The sequence below is a fragment of the Streptococcus sp. CF7_Ac1-12 genome (genome assembly GCF_024295905.1).
GTDB classification, from domain to species: Bacteria; Bacillota; Bacilli; order Lactobacillales; family Streptococcaceae; genus Streptococcus; species Streptococcus mitis_AP.
This window is the reverse complement of the sequence record NZ_JANCPG010000022.1, coordinates 1-16,097: the sequence shown is the minus strand read 5'-3', so window position 1 is coordinate 16,097 and position 16,097 is coordinate 1. Positions and strand designations below refer to the sequence as shown.

General features: G+C 40.5%; 16 protein-coding genes. All 16 read right to left on the bottom strand.

What is annotated here, in order from left to right; translation table 11 throughout:
* Positions 1-24: 24 nt before the first annotated feature.
* On the bottom strand, positions 25-1,716 hold the full coding sequence (locus NMM17_RS09090) for a sensor histidine kinase (RefSeq protein WP_000831108.1): 1,692 nt from the start codon (positions 1,714-1,716) through the stop codon (positions 25-27).
* Positions 1,713-2,450 (bottom strand): response regulator transcription factor, encoded by a 738-nt coding sequence (locus tag NMM17_RS09085; RefSeq protein ID WP_000222635.1) that lies wholly within the window; start codon positions 2,448-2,450, stop codon positions 1,713-1,715. Before NMM17_RS09085 ends, NMM17_RS09090 begins: the two co-directional genes overlap by 4 nt.
* Before the next feature lie 70 nt (positions 2,451-2,520).
* Positions 2,521-3,633: a peptide-methionine (R)-S-oxide reductase MsrB gene (gene msrB, locus NMM17_RS09080; RefSeq protein ID WP_101781359.1), complete on the bottom strand. Its 1,113-nt coding sequence runs from the start codon at positions 3,631-3,633 to the stop codon at positions 2,521-2,523.
* A gap of 9 nt (positions 3,634-3,642) precedes the next feature.
* Positions 3,643-4,206, bottom strand: a complete 564-nt coding sequence (locus NMM17_RS09075) for a redoxin family protein (protein WP_101781361.1) — start codon at positions 4,204-4,206, stop codon at positions 3,643-3,645.
* Positions 4,207-4,219: 13 nt separating this feature from the next.
* Positions 4,220-4,930, bottom strand: coding sequence for a thiol-disulfide oxidoreductase-associated membrane protein CcdA2 (ccdA2, locus tag NMM17_RS09070; protein ID WP_254754302.1), 711 nt, complete (start codon positions 4,928-4,930; stop codon positions 4,220-4,222).
* A 166-nt stretch (positions 4,931-5,096) separates the two neighbouring features.
* Positions 5,097-5,645, bottom strand: coding sequence for a GNAT family N-acetyltransferase (locus NMM17_RS09065; RefSeq protein WP_254754301.1), 549 nt, complete (start codon positions 5,643-5,645; stop codon positions 5,097-5,099).
* Between the two features lie 445 nt (positions 5,646-6,090).
* Positions 6,091-6,915 (bottom strand): ammonia-dependent NAD(+) synthetase, encoded by an 825-nt coding sequence (gene nadE / locus NMM17_RS09060; RefSeq protein ID WP_254754300.1) that lies wholly within the window; start codon positions 6,913-6,915, stop codon positions 6,091-6,093.
* Positions 6,912-8,372 carry a nicotinate phosphoribosyltransferase gene (locus tag NMM17_RS09055; RefSeq protein ID WP_000283132.1) on the bottom strand — a complete coding sequence of 487 codons (1,461 nt, stop codon included), beginning with the start codon at positions 8,370-8,372 and terminating at the stop codon, positions 6,912-6,914. The genes nadE and NMM17_RS09055 overlap by 4 nt, the downstream gene beginning before the upstream one ends.
* A 115-nt stretch (positions 8,373-8,487) precedes the next feature.
* Complete coding sequence (locus NMM17_RS09050; protein WP_000247408.1) at positions 8,488-8,976, bottom strand: DUF6773 family protein; 489 nt, start codon at positions 8,974-8,976, stop codon at positions 8,488-8,490.
* A complete protein-coding gene (locus tag NMM17_RS09045; protein ID WP_001107500.1) occupies positions 8,966-9,175 on the bottom strand; it encodes a helix-turn-helix transcriptional regulator in 210 nt (69 codons plus the stop codon). The genes NMM17_RS09050 and NMM17_RS09045 overlap by 11 nt, the downstream gene beginning before the upstream one ends.
* 384 nt (positions 9,176-9,559) lie before the next feature.
* Positions 9,560-10,288 (bottom strand): ABC transporter permease, encoded by a 729-nt coding sequence (locus NMM17_RS09040; protein WP_000773484.1) that lies wholly within the window; start codon positions 10,286-10,288, stop codon positions 9,560-9,562.
* Positions 10,289-10,303: 15 nt separating this feature from the next.
* Entirely contained in the window at positions 10,304-11,149 is an 846-nt protein-coding gene (locus NMM17_RS09035) for an ABC transporter ATP-binding protein (protein ID WP_084926871.1), read from the bottom strand.
* Positions 11,150-11,507: 358 nt separating this feature from the next.
* Positions 11,508-11,918 carry a GNAT family N-acetyltransferase gene (locus tag NMM17_RS09030; RefSeq protein ID WP_000273894.1) on the bottom strand — a complete coding sequence of 137 codons (411 nt, stop codon included), beginning with the start codon at positions 11,916-11,918 and terminating at the stop codon, positions 11,508-11,510.
* Positions 11,919-12,158: 240 nt separating this feature from the next.
* Positions 12,159-13,523, bottom strand: a complete 1,365-nt coding sequence (locus tag NMM17_RS09025; RefSeq protein ID WP_254754299.1) for an amino acid permease — start codon at positions 13,521-13,523, stop codon at positions 12,159-12,161.
* 186 nt (positions 13,524-13,709) lie between these two features.
* Complete coding sequence (gene greA / locus NMM17_RS09020; RefSeq protein ID WP_000818768.1) at positions 13,710-14,192, bottom strand: transcription elongation factor GreA; 483 nt, start codon at positions 14,190-14,192, stop codon at positions 13,710-13,712.
* Positions 14,193-14,252: 60 nt separating this feature from the next.
* Positions 14,253-16,004, bottom strand: a complete 1,752-nt coding sequence (gene mltG, locus NMM17_RS09015) for an endolytic transglycosylase MltG (protein WP_101781378.1) — start codon at positions 16,002-16,004, stop codon at positions 14,253-14,255.
* Between the last annotated feature and the right edge of the window lie 93 nt (positions 16,005-16,097).

Genomic DNA, 16,097 nt, shown 5'->3' with positions numbered 1-16,097 from the left:
AAAACTCCCAGAATTGACTGGGAGTTAGCTAGTTTCTATTCTATTTATGTATATTTCAACTGTCGTTCCTTTTGAGGGGACAGAATCAATCTTCATCTGGTAATCTTCTCCAAAATGAAGTTTGAGCCGTTGGTCAACATTTTGAAGACCAACTCCTCCACGTTTGAGTTGACTTTGACTACTATCGCCAGCAGCTTGGAAGCCAACTCCATCATCCTCAATGCGGATGACCAAGCCCGAATCCTGTTCCTGGACAGAAACTCTAATATGTCCCTGACCTTCCTTTTCTTTAATACCATGGTAAAGAGCATTTTCTACTAGAGGTTGTAGCACCAGCTTGGGCAAGACTAGATTATCAAAGGCAGGAGTTTCATTAATTTCGTATTCTAGCTTATCCCCATAACGTTGTTTCTGGATAAAGAGATACTGGCGAACATGATTGATTTCATCAGACAGGCAAATCAAGTCCTTACCTTGATTGAGCGCCAAGCGGAAATAGGTTGCCAAGGACTTGGTCACCTGAACCACTCGCTGACTATCCTGAAATTCAGCCATCCAGATGATGGTGTCTAAGGTATTATAGAGGAAATGCGGATTAATCTGGCTTGATAGGGCTTGAAGTTGGTACTGACGGGTCGTTTCCTCCTGGATACGAACATCTATCATCAACTGATCAATCTGATCCAACATGGCATTGAACTGACGAGTCACCTCTCTCAGTTCATAAGCACCCGCTTCCTTGGCACGAAGATTTTGAGCACCAGAAGCAATTTCCAGCATGGTTTCTCTCAAATCCTTCAAAGGGGCAATCCAGCGCTTGAGACTGAACCACACCAAGCAGAGACAGGCAAGAAGTGATGTGACACTAGCCCCAAGCAAGGTCCACAAGAGTTGACTCCGAACCTGGTCTAACTTTTCCAGTGATGACACGCCAAGCACCGTCCAATCAGTTCCTGCAATCTTTTCCTGACTGACGTAGGATTGGTGGTCGAGCGTATAGCCCTGCCCTGTCTCAATGTAGGGTTTCATGGCTTCCATTTCACTAGCTGAGCTATAGACTGTGTGTTGAGGATGGTAAACAAATTCATGGTTTTCATTGATGATAAAGGCAAAGCCCTGCTGACCTAACTGGAGTTGATTGAGATAGGCTTCCAGAGTTTCATAGGAAATATCCAAGCGAAGAACGCCCAGATCGGCTCCCTTTGCATCAAGAAGTTCCTGAGTGACAGAAATAACCCATTGACTATCTGATTTATGAGCTGGGGTCAAAACTGGCTTAGCACCCTGATGAATGGCCTTTTGGTACCAATCCTCAGTCATCATATCTGAAGATGTTTTCATCTGCACAGTGTCATCTGTAGAAATGAGCTGACCAGACTTGGTTACCAGCACAACAGCTTTCAAGTCCTGATCTGCCTTCAAGATGGTCAAAAATAGATCTCGAATTCCCTTTACCTTGTCTTGACTGGGATTCTCAGCATAGGCTAGGACATCTGTCTGCTGGGTCAAACTGGTCGAGGTGGTTTCTAATTTTTTGATATAAGACTGGATAAAGTGGCTAGTCTGACTGATAGTCGTTTGGCTATCGCCTTCAATGGTAGCCTCAATGGCTGAAGAACTAGATCGATAGTAGAAAGTCCCAACCACAGCTAGGAGAATGAGAAAGACCAAAAAGATAGAAATAACCATTCTAACTAGAAGAGACGAACGTTTCATCGACCTTCCCCCTTCTTAAACTGACGAGGCGTCACACCCGCAATCTGTTTAAAGCGTTGGGTAAAGTAATTCATATCTTCAAAGCCAACCTTCTCTGCAATCTCGTAAATCTTCAAATCTGTAGTCAAAAGCAAAAGCTTGGCTTGTTTGACACGTTCTCTCACCAGATAATCCTGAAAAGGCAAGCCCAACTCTTTCTTAATCAAAGAACTCAGATAAGTCGGGCTAAATCCCAAGTCACTGGCTAAAGATTTTAAACTAAATTGGCTATCAGCTAGATGAGAATGGATTTTCTGGGCCAAGCTTCCTTCAAACTTATCGGTCAGTAAATCTTGTAACTGCTCTTCCTTTTCTTCCTTATCCAACTTTTGCTTGATTTTCCCCAACATTTCCTCAATATCCTGACGAGAAAAGGGCTTGAGCAGGTAGTCATCCACACCTAATTTGACAGCAGACAAGGCATAATCAAAATCATCGTAGCCTGTCAAAAACACTAGATGAACCTGAGGATAGGTTTCACGGACCAGACTGGCTAACTGGATACCATTTAGCTGGGGCATGTTGATATCGGTTAAAATGATATCTGGCACCTGCTTTTGTATCAATTTCCAAGCCTGCCTTCCATTTTCAGCCTGACCGATGATTTCCATATCGTAGGCTGCTACATTGACCAACTTGGTCAAACCTTGTCTCACCAGATATTCATCTTCTACGATTAAGATTGTGTAGGTCATGCTTCTCTCCTTTGTCACTTACTAGTATCAGTATAGCAAAATTCTCCTCTAACTGCTTAGGAAAGCCCTCTTAATCGACATAATCTAGTAAATAAGCATAGCCTTTTTCTTCCATTTGGTCTTTAGGAATAAAGCGGATAGAAAGACTATTGATACAGTAGCGTAAGCCACCCTTGTCCTGTGGACCGTCCGTAAAGACATGGCCAAGGTGAGAATCTCCCACTCGACTTCTTACTTCCATGCGCGTCATATTGTAGGACTTATCTTCCTTGTAGGTGGCAACATCTGGACTGATGGGTTGGGTAAAACTAGGCCAACCACAACCAGACTCGAACTTGTCCTTTGATGAAAAGAGGGGTTCGCCAGTTGCTACATCCACATAGATACCAGATTCGAATTTATCCCAGTAACGGTTTGAAAAAGCTCGTTCTGTTTGATTTTTCTGGGTGACTGCATACTCTTCAGGTGACAGGGTCTTTTTCAATTCCTCATCACTTGGTTTGGGGTATTTGCTGGCATCTATGACGGGATAGGCTGCCTGATTGACATTAATATGGCAGTAGCCATTTGGATTTTTCTTGAGATAGTCTTGGTGGTAATCCTCGGCCACTACGAAATTCTTCAAGTTCTCCTTTTCAACCGCTAGAGGTTGGTCGTATTTCTTAGCCACCTCATCAAAGACTTGGTTAATCACCTCTAAATCCTTGTCATCTGTGTAATAAACACCAGTACGGTACTGGGTTCCCACATCATTTCCTTGTTTATTTTTGCTGGTTGGATTGATAATGCGGAAATAATGAAGCAGGATTTCCTTGAGGGAAATTTGATTAGCATCATAGGTGACATGGACAGTCTCCGCATGACCTGTTTGGTTAATCAATTCGTACTTGGTTGTTTCCCCTCTACCATTTGCATAGCCTGAAACGGCATCCGTCACTCCGGGAACGCGTGAGAAGTATTCCTCAACTCCCCAGAAACATCCCCCAGCTAGATAAATTTCGTGCAAGTCTGCATCTTTACTCACTTCTGTTTTTTTCACTGTTTTTCCTCCTTGGCTAACTGCCGCTTTCTCAATTTGAGAGCTATCTGTCTGCCCTGTATTTCGCATCAATAGAAAATAGAAACCACTTATAGCTAGGACAAAAATTCCTGCCAAGACAAACAATTTTACTTTATCATTCATGACCTTTCTCTACCCCATTTCTTTCAATGTTTTTAAAATCATATCCTTATCCATAAAACCTGGTTGCGTTTTGACCAGCTTGCCTTCCTTGTCTATAAAGGCTTGAGTTGGGTAAGAACGGACACCATAACTTTCCAAAAGTTTGCCTGACGGGTCAATTAGAACTGGAAAATTTTTATAATCCAAGCCCTTGTACCAATTCTTAAAGTCTGCTTCTGCTTGTTCACCCTTGTGTCCAGGAGACACCACTGTCAAGACCACATAATCATCACCAGCATCCTTAGCAATTTCATCCGTATCTGGAAGACTAGCTAGACAGATGGAACACCAAGAAGCCCAGAATTTGAGATAGACTTTCTTACCCTTATAATCAGACAAGCGGTAGGTCTTGCCATCTACTCCCATCAGTTCAAAATCAGCAACCGCCTGACCTTTAGTCGCAGTTTGTGAACTGACTTGTTCTGTTTTAGTTTCCTCCTTCATAGTAGATTCATCTGACATATTTTTGGCCGAACAGGCTGCCAAGCAACAGATTGATCCGACTCCAAGGAGACATGTTTGCCATTTTTTCATTTCTTCTTCCTCTCTATTCAAATAATCTTGTCAAAATAGACGCATTTCCCAAAAGCACCAAGATTCCCATCACGATAATGATGAAACCACCCACTTTTTTGAGGGTTCCGAGGTAGGGATGGAGTTTTCGGAAATGTTTCAAAACATAGCTGGAGGCTAAGGCTAGAACCAAGAATGGTAGCGCCAAACCTAACGTGTACACCAACATGAGACCAGCTCCCTGCCAAGCACCTGAGCCACCTGAAGCCGCCAAGGCCAAAACAGAACCAAGAACCGGCCCTACACAAGGCGTCCAAGCAAAACTAAAAGTCAACCCCAGTAAAAATGCCTGACTATAGCCCTTACCCTTTTGCTCCTGTCTCTTTAGTTGTAGCCTCCTTTCCTTGTAGAGTCCCTGAAAATGTAAGACCTCCATCTGGTGCAAGCCCAAGAGAATGATAACCGCACCCGTCACATACTGAAACCAAGAGGTATACAACAGGTCTCCTAAAAAGCCAGCTCCATAACCCAGTAAGATAAAGATAAAGGAAATCCCCGCTATGAAAGCTAGAGTTCTCAATAAACTAACAATTGAGATTGAAAATTTGCCGCTAGAAGCCTGAGCACCATCTTTATCATCCAACAAGACCCCTGCATAGACTGGTAACAAGGGTAAGATACAAGGAGAAAAGAAGGAAAGAATTCCAGCAAGAAAAACACTGATAAAAAAGATTATATTATCCATTGCCTTCCTCCATTCTTTGATTTGATAGGACTATTATAGCCCCAAAACTCCAGAAAAAACAGGGATAATGATAGGGAAAAATAGGAATTTAATCAGATTATGTAAAAAATGGTGCAAAAAAAGCCAGACACAGTCTGACTTCGATGGAAACAGAAAAGAAAATTCACTAGTCTTCTCTGTTTATCTGATAATAAATAAGGTCAGCAAGATAGCCTTTTCTCTCTACACCATTGACAATGGTTTTTAGATAGAACATTCCAGCCTTCTCCATGACGCGACCTGAAGCTGGATTGAGACTGGCATATCGTGCTCTAACCTTTTGAAAGCCTGCTTGAGTAAAACAAAAGTCCAAGACAGTTTTTAAGGCCTCTGTCATAATCCCACGTCCCCAGTAAGCCTTGCCTAACACATATCCAATTTCACAAGAAGAATCGTTATCATCTACTGCAACGATGCTGATATCTCCAATCACTTGCTCTGGATTTTCTTTGAGACAAATGGCCCATTTGTAATAGTTGGGATTGGTATAGGATGCAACCCAATTTCGAATCGAGTTCCGAGTCACTTCAACATCAGGATGAGGATCCCAGGTGACATAGGTCAGATTCTCAGCAGATGAAGCCCAATTTTGAAACATGGCTTCCGCATCACTCTCCACAAATCTTCTCAAGATCAAACGTTCTGTCTGTAATATTTGCGTACCGATTGCTTTCATTACGCTACCTCGCTTTCTGATAGATGGTTCTCTGCACAACCTCAATTTAAATTTACTTTGCTTTTGAATTTCAAGGTAATAAGCTAAAAAGATTCCCCGGACCTTCCTCGCTTACCTGTTTCCATGCTCGGGGTAAAAACCTCCACTGGACCTCCTCTCACTTTCTTATTTCAAGGTGAGAGGCTGAAAACCTCCACTGGCCCTTCCTCGTTCTTCTGTTTCTAGACTCGGAGTAAAAAGGCTAAACTCAGTAACAGCTAGAAAACGAGTTTTTCATCTAATCCCTTGACGCAGTCGCTGTCTGGTTTGAAATGCGCTCTAGCAAGCTTTTTCAAACCTAGTCATCGTTGCGGGGGTGAGACTACGAAATCGAACTCTTCGAGTTACCGAACCTTCCTCGCTTACCTGTTTCCATGCTCGGGGTAAAAACCTCCACTGGAGGTTTTTACTCCCAAAAATCATCAAATACAGTGATTGGTAGGTGGCGTTTGTGTTGGCCTTTGTGCCACCAATTTTCAATAGTCGCTTGAGCTTCTGGGCTGATTGTTTTGCCTTCTAGGTAGTCATCAATCTCTTCATAAGTGACTCCAAGGGCTACTTCGTCAGCTAGGCCTGGTTTGTCTTCTTCTAGGTCTGCTGTTGGGATTTTTTCATAAAGGGCTGGGTCTGCACCAAGTTCCTGCAAGAGTTGTTTTCCTTGGCGTTTATTGAGGCGGTAAAGAGGGAGAATATCCGCACCACCGTCACCAAACTTGGTAAAGAAACCTGTGATATTTTCCGCGGCGTGGTCTGTTCCAATGACCGCTCCGCTATGGGCACCTGCCAGGGCATACTGAGCAATCATACGGCAACGTGCCTTGATATTTCCCTTGTTGAAGTCCGAGACAGAACTACCTGTCGCTTCAACTGCAGCTGTCATGGCATCAGCTGATTCCTTGATATTAACTACCAAGCTGACATCTGGCTGGATGAATGCTAGGGCTTTTTGAGCATCTGCTTCATCGGCTTGTACTCCATATGGCAGGCGGACAGCGATAAATTTGTAGCTGTCATCTCCCGTTTCTGCTCGCAGTTCTTCCATAGCCAATTGAGCCAAACGACCTGCCAAAGTCGAGTCCTGCCCTCCAGAAATCCCTAGTACAAAAGCTTTAAGAAAGGGATGTTTTTTCAGGTATCTTTTTAAGAAATCAATGGATCGACGGATTTCTTCCTGGGCATCAATCACTGGTTTCACGCCCAGTTCTTGGATAATCGTTTCTTGCAAACTCATTCTTCTTCTCCTTCACCAAGGGCTTCCTTGCGCATCTTGTCAATCAAGTCCATCTTGTCTTGCCATACATCACGCGCCAAATCCACTGGATAGTGCTGCGGATTGAGCACGCGCTTGTACTCATCCCAAAGCTTGTCAAATTCCTTACGAGCATAAGCCTGAATCTCAGTCAAGCTAGGCAAGCTGTAAGTCAATTTTCCGTCTTTGAAGATATCCACCAAGAGAGGAACGGCATCAAAATTACGAACCGTCTTCTTGATGTAGGTATAAGTCGGATGGAACATCTTGATTTCCGTCATGTCGCTCACATCCACACCGTCATAAGTGATATAATCGCCTTCTGACTTGCCTTTTTCACGACTGGTAATGCGCCACACCTGCTTCTTACCTGGCGTAGACACTTTCTCTGCATTATTAGACAGCTTAATTGTATTGCGCATCTGGCCATTTTCATCTTCGATTGCAACAATCTTGTAAACTGCCCCAAGAGCTGGCTGGTCATAGGCTGTAATCAGCTTGGTACCCACACCCCAGACATCAATCTTGGCCTTTTGCATCTTGAGGTTGAGGATGGTATTTTCGTCTAAGTCATTAGAAGCGTAAATCTTAGCCTCTGTAAATCCAGCCTCGTCCAGTTGCTGACGGACTTTCTTGGAAATGTAGGCAATATCCCCAGAGTCAATCCGCACACCCATAAAGTTAATTTGGTCACCCAGCTCACGCGCCACCTGAATGGCAGCGGGTACCCCAATGCGAAGGGTGTCATAGGTATCCACAAGAAAGACGCAATTTTTATGGGTCGCAGCATAAGCCTTGAAAGCCTCATAGTCGTTGCCATAAACCTGAACCAAGGCATGGGCGTGAGTCCCCAAGACAGGAATGTCAAAGAGTTTACCAGCACGCACGTTGCTGGTTCCATTGGCACCGCCAATCACCGCTGCGCGTGTTCCCCAGATAGCCGCATCCATTTCTTGAGCCCGACGTGTCCCAAACTCCATCAAGGGTTCATCTTCGATAACCGAGCGAATACGAGCTGCCTTAGTCGCCACCAAGGTCTGATAATTGACGATGTTCAAAAGAGCCGTTTCGACCAATTGACATTGAGCTAGAGGGCCTTCCACCTGCACAATGGGTTCATTTGCAAAGACCAAGTCCCCTTCTTGGGCAGAACGAACGGTCAACTCCAACTCGAAATTGCGGAGATAGTCCAAGAATGCCCCATGATAGCCTAGCGACTCCAAATAGGCAATATCACTATCTGAAAAACGCAAGTCTTCAAGATAGCTCACAATTCTTTCCAAACCAGCAAAAACCGCATAGCCATTCTTAAAAGGCTGTTGGCGGAAATAAACCTCAAAGACCGCCTTTTTATTGTGAATCCCTTGGTCAAAGTAAACCTGCATCATGTTAATCTGGTACAAGTCCGTGTGCAATGTCAAACTATCATCTGGATACATACTTTTCCTACTTCCTTAGCTAGAAACCCATGAAAATTTTCAAGAACTTTCATGTATTCCAATAAATTAGTACTATTATATCACATTTTAGCTGGATTGAGAAAAGAGTAACAAGCTATTCACCACTCTCCAGTTCATCCATGTCTTGTTCAAATTTTTTCTGAGCCCATTCGCCATAGCTCTTCAGACCAAGATTGCCAATAAAAACCCAGGGAAGGTAAATGACATAAGTAATTGCCCAAGCAGACAGGTATTTAACGTTCAAAGGATTGTGCTGATAAATTTCTATGTTGAATTGATAATTCTGTAACATCAAAAGAGCTGTAATAGCCAAAGTTAGAAAAAAACAACCCAAAATCGTAAAATGAAAACGACTATAGTAGGTCACTCCCAGATAACGGGCACGATTGAAAAAGAAGAAAATTCCTACTATCAGAGTATAGACTAGAAAATTCGGATTAAAAAGAGATGGAGCCAACACTGCCACCAAATAGCTTAGAAGTACAAGCCCAATAAAGAGTGAAAAGGACTCTGCTCCAGCTTTATTGATTAGTTGTTCTTCTCTTTCGTCAAGTAATTGATAATGAATGAATTTATTTACCATCTTCTTCCTCCCAAAATAGTTGGTCTAGGGTTTTCCCTAAACATCTGCAAATGGACTGGCAGAGCGAGAGACTGGGATTGTATTTCCCTGCTTCTATCAAACCAATAGTCTGGCGCGTCACCCCGACAGCCTCTGCCAGTTGACCTTGAGTTAAATCAAGCTCTACCCGAGCTAATTTTAATTTTAAATTTTTAGCCACCTGCGTCCTCCGTTTAGCTTTAATATTCATCTACTCTTAAAAAATTCCAAACTAACACAAGCTATCAGCCATTTATTATAACCCCATTAATTTGCAATCCAGTATTATCTTCAGCATAAAACCAGTATTTTAGGTTGTTTGAAATAAACTCCCTGGTTTGTTCTTTGATTTTTGTTTAGTATTAGCTTTAGTAGGATCTTTTAAACGAGTTTTTATTGATTGTATTTCTTGTTTAGTTTAGTCAGTTTCATATCACTATTATATAATGCTTTTGGAATTGAGTCTAGTATAAGTCAAAAACGTGGTGAACAGCAAGAACAGGAGCATACCAAGATGACTGATTTTTAGCTGGATTTTAAATCTGCAAAATAATACTAAATGAAACTACAATGAATACTCCTTGCTTTTCTTGAGAGTGAACAAGTACAATAAAATGATTGTAGTGGTTGCCACAAGATACTGACTAATAGACATCGTATTCGAAGCCACAAATACAGGTAAAGAATAAAAAGGAAGAAGTTCAATTGCTTTGATAAACAAATCATTACTAGTATTCATCATAATCGTATTTAATATATTAGGGATAAAGAGTAGTAAAGCTACTAAAATACCAAATACCAACCCACTTTTCAATTTGTATAAATAGAAAATGTAAGATAATAGAAAATAAAATAGGACTAACAAAATTGTATTGACTACAATGGCTACTATAAAATCTAATCCTAAATCACCTGGAACACCCAATTTACTTACGATGACTAGTAACACAATACCATTCAAAGCATAGATAATGGAAACTGAGATGGCATATAGAAAATTGGACAAGGCGTAAATCATCCGATTTTTCTGTTGATTATAAAATAAACTGATCGTATTGTAGGAAAAATCCCTGCTAATAATTCGGTTAGCATGTATAACAGCCATTAACATACCGAGCATAGCATAAAAATTTGAAATATGCTTAATACCAAGTGATGTCCCTTGAGTCTTTAGAATAAAGAATGTAACCAGTATCGGCGGTATAAACGAGATAATCAATCCGAGATATATTACGCCTGATGAATATAAATCTCTTATATTTTCCTTAAGAAAATTCAATTTATTTAATTTCATGATTATAACCTTCCTTTATTTTGAACGATTTAGATAAATATCTTTAAGCGTCTCTTTTTTAGTTTCAAAATCAACTACTTTAATAGAGTTTTCGTTAAAAAATTTAAAAAGCTCACTACTTTGAATATTCCCAGACATAGTAATTTTCAGTCCCTCTTCCTGAACAATATCCCCAAATTCTTGTTTGGTAATGAAAATGTCTTTATCTGTAGCTGATGAAAAAACTATCTCAAATAAGCAATTATGACTATCTTTTCCTACTTTTTGGAATGTCAAAAGCCCGTTCTCCAAGAAAAGGACTCTCTCACAAATTTCTTCAATATCTTCTAATTTATGACTCGATATTAAAATTCCCACATTTTCATGTAAAACTAAATTTTTTAGAACCGCTAAAACTATTTGTGATGATTCAATATCTAAACCATTAGTCGGTTCATCTAAAATCAACATATCTGGTTCCGTAACGAGAGTTAGAAGCAAAGCTAATTTTTGTTTTGTACCCAAAGAATAGGTCTTTACTTTTTTATTAATATACTGAGTCAAATCTAACTCTTGGATCAAACTTCCAAATCTTTCTTGATTGTAGTCAATACCATATAAATTTGACAAATATTTTAAATTCTCTAAACCTGTTTTAGATAAAAATAATTTTGGTTCTTCGATTAAATACCCAACATTATCACTACTTATAATATTCCCTGAAGTCGGTTGATTATTCTGAACAAGAATTTTCATCAATGTACTCTTTCCAACTCCGTTTCTCCCTACTAGACCAACAATTTCACCCTTATTAAGTGCAAAATTTATATCTTTGAGAATGATTGAATGACCATAATGCTTACTTACATTTATAACTTCCATTTTTATTCCTCCATTAATATTCTTGGTTTTCTCTTTGATTCTCATTAATTTTAAAAAGTTGCGCCTCTTTTTAACAACATTATATCATATATCTAACTTAATGCAATATATAACTGTCGTTTTGCAATATTTTATTAACAAAAAACTCTCCACCACAAAAAAGATAGAGAGTTTTCTGCTTATTCAATTTTTTCAAAACATCTACAGCTTCATGAGATTTCACATCTAATCTTGTATTGTCCTCAATATCGTCTAGAAAGACACAATTTCTAGGTTCTAACTGGTACTTATCGATAGTTACTCATATCCATCAGTCCACCTCCATACTCATGTACGAGCCTATCACTTCATATTCACCTTACAAATTCTTTTGGTAATAATATCTTTGCCCAATGTAGGGATAGTCTTGTAAGGTAAAGACTTCCTTGTAGCCATGCCTTTTATAAAAATCTGGAGCTTGAAACTGGTAAGTATTGACAAAAGCAAAACGACAGTTTCGATTCTTAGCTTCAGTTTCTGCTTGCTGCAATAGTTTTGAACCGATTCCTTGCCCTCTCAGTTCCTCTTTTACAAATAAATACTCGATTTCTAGCCAATTTCCAAAAGTCTCTGCTATCAAACCTGCCAGGAGATTGCCCTTTTCATCTTCGACATAAAGATTCAGTGGCTCACTTTCAGCCTCTTCTCTTTTTGAACGATTATAAGCACGAATCAGATTCCCTATTTCTTGTGATTTATGGGATTCCTTATTTTCCAATCTAAAGTACATCTAAACCTCCTCAAATACTGTTACAGCTTGATTATAGTCTTATTTCAATAGACTGTCAAACTAGCAAAAACTCACCAACCTGAGTTGATGAGTCCTTATACTTCTTTAAACCATATCAGCTTCACCTTGCCGTATATATGTTACTGACTTCGTCAGTTCTATCCACAACCTCAAAACCGTGTTTTGAGCAGCCTGCGGCTAGCTTCCTAGTTTGCTCTTTGATTTTCATTGAGTATTAATCTACTTTCTAAATTTCCACTGGCTGTAAATCCCAAAACCGATAATCCAGATAGCTGAGCCGACTGCTCCTACAAATGTAGACTCTTGTAAAAAGAGGGTTACAAAGACAAAGGCAAAGAAGAGCATGGTTAAAGGATTTAGGAAACGATAATGGGGCATGAGATAACCATCTGCCATAAAGTCTGGTGACTTGCGGTATTTAAGGTGAGCCACCATAATCAAAATATAAATGGCGATATAGACACCTGATGATGATGCCGTAATCAAGGCAAAGGCATCCGAAACACCTGGCAAGACATTAATAAAGGCTGCTAGGGCAATCAAGATTGCTGAAGCGATGATGGCATTTTGTGGCACATTATGGCGAGAAAGAGTATCTGCCTTGATAGCCTTTAAAAATGGATTGGGCGAATCATGGGCAATCTGATACAAATGACGACCTGTTGAATAAAGGGTTGAATTAAGAGCAGATGCTGCTGACGTCAAAACGACGAAGTTAATCAAGGCCGCTGCCCACTTGATACCTGCCAATTCAAATACTGTTACAAAAGGAGAATCAGCCGAAGCAAGTTCACGCCACGGAATGATAGCCATGATGGCTAAGAGGGCACCACCGTAGAAAAAGGCGATTCGCAAAGGAATTTCCTTAACGGCTTTTGGCAAGACCTGACGTGGATTTTTGGTTTCTGAAGTCGTTACCCCGATAAACTCAATCATGAGGTAGGCAAAGAAAACCATCTGGAAGGCCATGACAAAGTTCACTCCACCATTAGGGAAGAGGGAGAAATTGTCGGCAATATTAGCTAAACTTGCTACTCCATGAGGTGTTTTAAAGCCTGTCAAGACCATAAAGGCTCCTGTTGCAATCATGGCTAAAATAGCCACAATCTTGACCATAGCAAACCAAAACTCAACTTCCCCAAAGAGCTTCACCGCAATCAAATTGACCAAGGCTAGAATGGTCAAAAATCCAATCTCAATCATCCAGCTTGGCCAGCTAGGGAACCAAAACTGAACATAGTGAGAGATAGCTGTGATTTCCGCCATACCGATAAAGACAACGGATAGCCAGTAAGACCAAACTGAGAAATAGCCCCAGCCCTTACCCAAATGGCGCGTGATAAAGTTGATAAAGGTATGTTGCTCAGGGTCTTGGTAGAGCATTTCCCCAACCGCACGCATCATGAGGAACATAAAAGCCCCAGTAATCATATAAATCAGTACAATGGACGGACCTGTTAGGCTAATTGAGCGACCCGCTCCCAAAAAGAGTCCTGTTCCGATTGTTCCAGCGATGGCCATAACCTGCACGTGACGATTGGTCAAACCACGCTCCATCTTATTTTTTTTCTTCTTTGAACTCATAACGTCTCCAATTCAATTTAATTTATACTCAATGAAAATCAAAGAGCAAACTAGGAAGCTAGCCGCAGGCTGTACTTGAGTACGGCAAGGCTACGCTGACGTGGTTTGAATTTGATTTTCGAAGAGTAGCAAAATGGAAAAAGGAGTGAGTGAAGCGCACTGCCTCCCCACTCCTTTTTTCTATTTTTAGGCTGTTTTTTCAACCTTCAAGATTTTTACATCATAGCTACCAACAGGTGTTTCAATAGTTGCTGTATCACCTGTTTTCTTGCCAATCAAGGCTTGTCCAATTGGGCTTTCATTTGAAACCTTACCTGCAAAGGCATCTGCACCCGCTGAACCTACGATAATATAAACTTCTTCTTCGTCCTCACCAATTTCTTGAATAGTGACTGTTTTACCAATCGCTACTTCGTCTTGGGCAACTGAGTCGCTATTGACGATTTCAGCATAGCGGATTTTTGTTTCCAAGCTAGAGATTTGTCCTTCAACAAAGGCTTGTTCATCCTTAGCTGCTTCGTATTCACTGTTTTCAGAAAGGTCACCGTATGAACGGGCAATCTTAATGCGTTCTACCACTTCTGGACGGCGGACCAATTTCAATTCTTCTAATTCTTTTTCAAGTTTTTCCTTTTCCTCAAGGGTCATAGGATATGTTTTTTCTGCCATTTTTCTCAACTTTCCTTCGATAGTATTGAATCTCTATCTGAGATTCTCATTTGTGTAGTCTTAGTTTGAACTACTATTTTGAGTAAGCTTGCTATTAACGTGCTCAGCTACATTACGATCATGTTCTTCCTGAGTAACTGCGTAATAGACTTTACCATCTGTAACATTGGCTACAAAGTATAGGTTCTCACTCTTTGTTTGGTTGATACTTGACTCAATCGCGTCCTTACTTGGACTATCCACTGGACCAGGCATCAAACCAGGTTTTGTATAAACATTGTATGGTGAATTAATCGATGTATCAATTCCAGCGTCATCTGCTAGGCTAATATTTTGGCCAAGTTTCCCTTTGGCATACAAGATTGCAATATTGCTTTGAAGTGGCATACCAAGGTTCAAACGATTGTAGAAGACACCTGCAATCAACTTACGGTCTTCAGTCTTAGCACCTTCTTTTTCAACAAGTGAAGCAATTGTTAGCAATTCATTAACTGTCAAGTTTTTAGACTTAATTGCACTGTAGTGTGGAGCCAAGGTTTTATCCATAGCTGCCAACATCTCATCAATCAAGCTTTCAATAGTCGTGCTTTCCTTGATAGAGTAAGTCGCTGGGAAGAGGAAACCTTCTAAACGATAACGAACGCCACTTTCTTTCGTTGGCAAGCTTTCAAGTAGACTAGGATATTTAGCAACTTCTTGAATGATAAAGTTGTCATCTTGAACTTTAGCCAAGAAAGCATCCGCGGTCAAAGGTTCTTTAAATTCACCTTGTAATTGGCCTACAGCTTGGGCAATTTGATCAATGGTATATCCTTCTGGAATGGTCAAATCTGCAAGTGAAGGTTCTTGAGGTTCAGGAGTACCACCTTTTTGGAGTTCCTTAATGATATCCTCTGTACTCATGCTCTTTTGCAAATTGTAATATCCAGCCTTCAAATCTGAATAATTCTTATATTTAGCGTAGAAAGCAAAAATCACTCCGTGTTTAATCACACCAGCATTTTCAAGTGCTGATCCAATCTCTTGGACATTTGATCCTTCCGGGATTTGAACGGTTACATACTGCTTAGAATTAGCATCAACTGGTAATAAAGATGACTGAACATACTGATAACCGAAGTAACCACCTGCCGAAATCAGGGCAAGGAAAATCAGTAGTGAAATGAAGAAAGCCTTCAAATGTGATTTTTTCTTCTTAACTGGTTTAACTGTCTCGCGGCGACTACGACGTGGAGTTTCAGTAACGACTTCAACAGCTTCCGATTCCGTAACTGGTTCTGGTTTTGCTACTTCTTTCTGAGGTTCTTTTTCAGCTTCTGTCTTATAAGAAACAGCTACTCTTGTTGGGATTTCATTAAATTCCTTTTCTACTTTTCTAGGACTAACAGGTCCTGGAGTTGGTCTTGATACTCCCTCCGCTGATGGAGTAGAAGGTCCTTCTTGACTCGGGTGACTAGGAGCAAGTGGAGCTTGTCTTACAGCCTCTTCCGCGGGAGAAGAAGGAACATCTTGACTGGGATGACTTGGAACAGTAAGAGTTTCTCTTTTTATCTCATATGCTGGAGAAGCTGGTAAATCTTGGCTGGGGTGAGTCGGCACGGTAGGAGCGTTTCTCATAATATCCTCTACAGTTGATAGAGAATCTTCCATCAAGTCTTCTATTGACTGATCATTTTTAGAAGAAAGTTGAGGTTTTATTGAAGCTAAATTAACTTCTTCCTGATCTTCTTCATGTTTTTTAACTCGTTCTAAATCACGTAAAATTTGCTCTTTAAAGCTTAATTTTTCGTCTTCTCTTGTTTTTTCACTCAAAAGTTTATCCTCCTCGTTGACAATCCATAATATTATATCTTAAAAACGAAAGAAAAGCAACCTAGCATGCTTTTCTAGCTTATTTTTTAGCGT

Bases quoted from the DNA above. Each gene is read 5' to 3' on its own strand.
- NMM17_RS09090 (WP_000831108.1), bottom strand. From the start codon at position 1,716: ATGAAACGTTCGTCTCTTCTAGTTAGAATGGTTATTTCTATCTTTTTG.
- NMM17_RS09085 (WP_000222635.1), bottom strand. From the start codon at position 2,450: ATGACCTACACAATCTTAATCGTAGAAGATGAATATCTGGTGAGACAA.
- msrB (WP_101781359.1), bottom strand. From the start codon at position 3,633: ATGAATGATAAAGTAAAATTGTTTGTCTTGGCAGGAATTTTTGTCCTA.
- NMM17_RS09075 (WP_101781361.1), bottom strand. From the start codon at position 4,206: ATGAAAAAATGGCAAACATGTCTCCTTGGAGTCGGATCAATCTGTTGC.
- ccdA2 (WP_254754302.1), bottom strand. From the start codon at position 4,930: ATGGATAATATAATCTTTTTTATCAGTGTTTTTCTTGCTGGAATTCTT.
- NMM17_RS09065 (WP_254754301.1), bottom strand. From the start codon at position 5,645: ATGAAAGCAATCGGTACGCAAATATTACAGACAGAACGTTTGATCTTG.
- nadE (WP_254754300.1), bottom strand. From the start codon at position 6,915: ATGAGTTTGCAAGAAACGATTATCCAAGAACTGGGCGTGAAACCAGTG.
- NMM17_RS09055 (WP_000283132.1), bottom strand. From the start codon at position 8,372: ATGTATCCAGATGATAGTTTGACATTGCACACGGACTTGTACCAGATT.
- NMM17_RS09050 (WP_000247408.1), bottom strand. From the start codon at position 8,976: ATGGTAAATAAATTCATTCATTATCAATTACTTGACGAAAGAGAAGAA.
- NMM17_RS09040 (WP_000773484.1), bottom strand. From the start codon at position 10,288: ATGAAATTAAATAAATTGAATTTTCTTAAGGAAAATATAAGAGATTTA.
- NMM17_RS09035 (WP_084926871.1), bottom strand. From the start codon at position 11,149: ATGGAAGTTATAAATGTAAGTAAGCATTATGGTCATTCAATCATTCTC.
- NMM17_RS09030 (WP_000273894.1), bottom strand. From the start codon at position 11,918: ATGTACTTTAGATTGGAAAATAAGGAATCCCATAAATCACAAGAAATA.
- NMM17_RS09025 (WP_254754299.1), bottom strand. From the start codon at position 13,523: ATGAGTTCAAAGAAGAAAAAAAATAAGATGGAGCGTGGTTTGACCAAT.
- greA (WP_000818768.1), bottom strand. From the start codon at position 14,192: ATGGCAGAAAAAACATATCCTATGACCCTTGAGGAAAAGGAAAAACTT.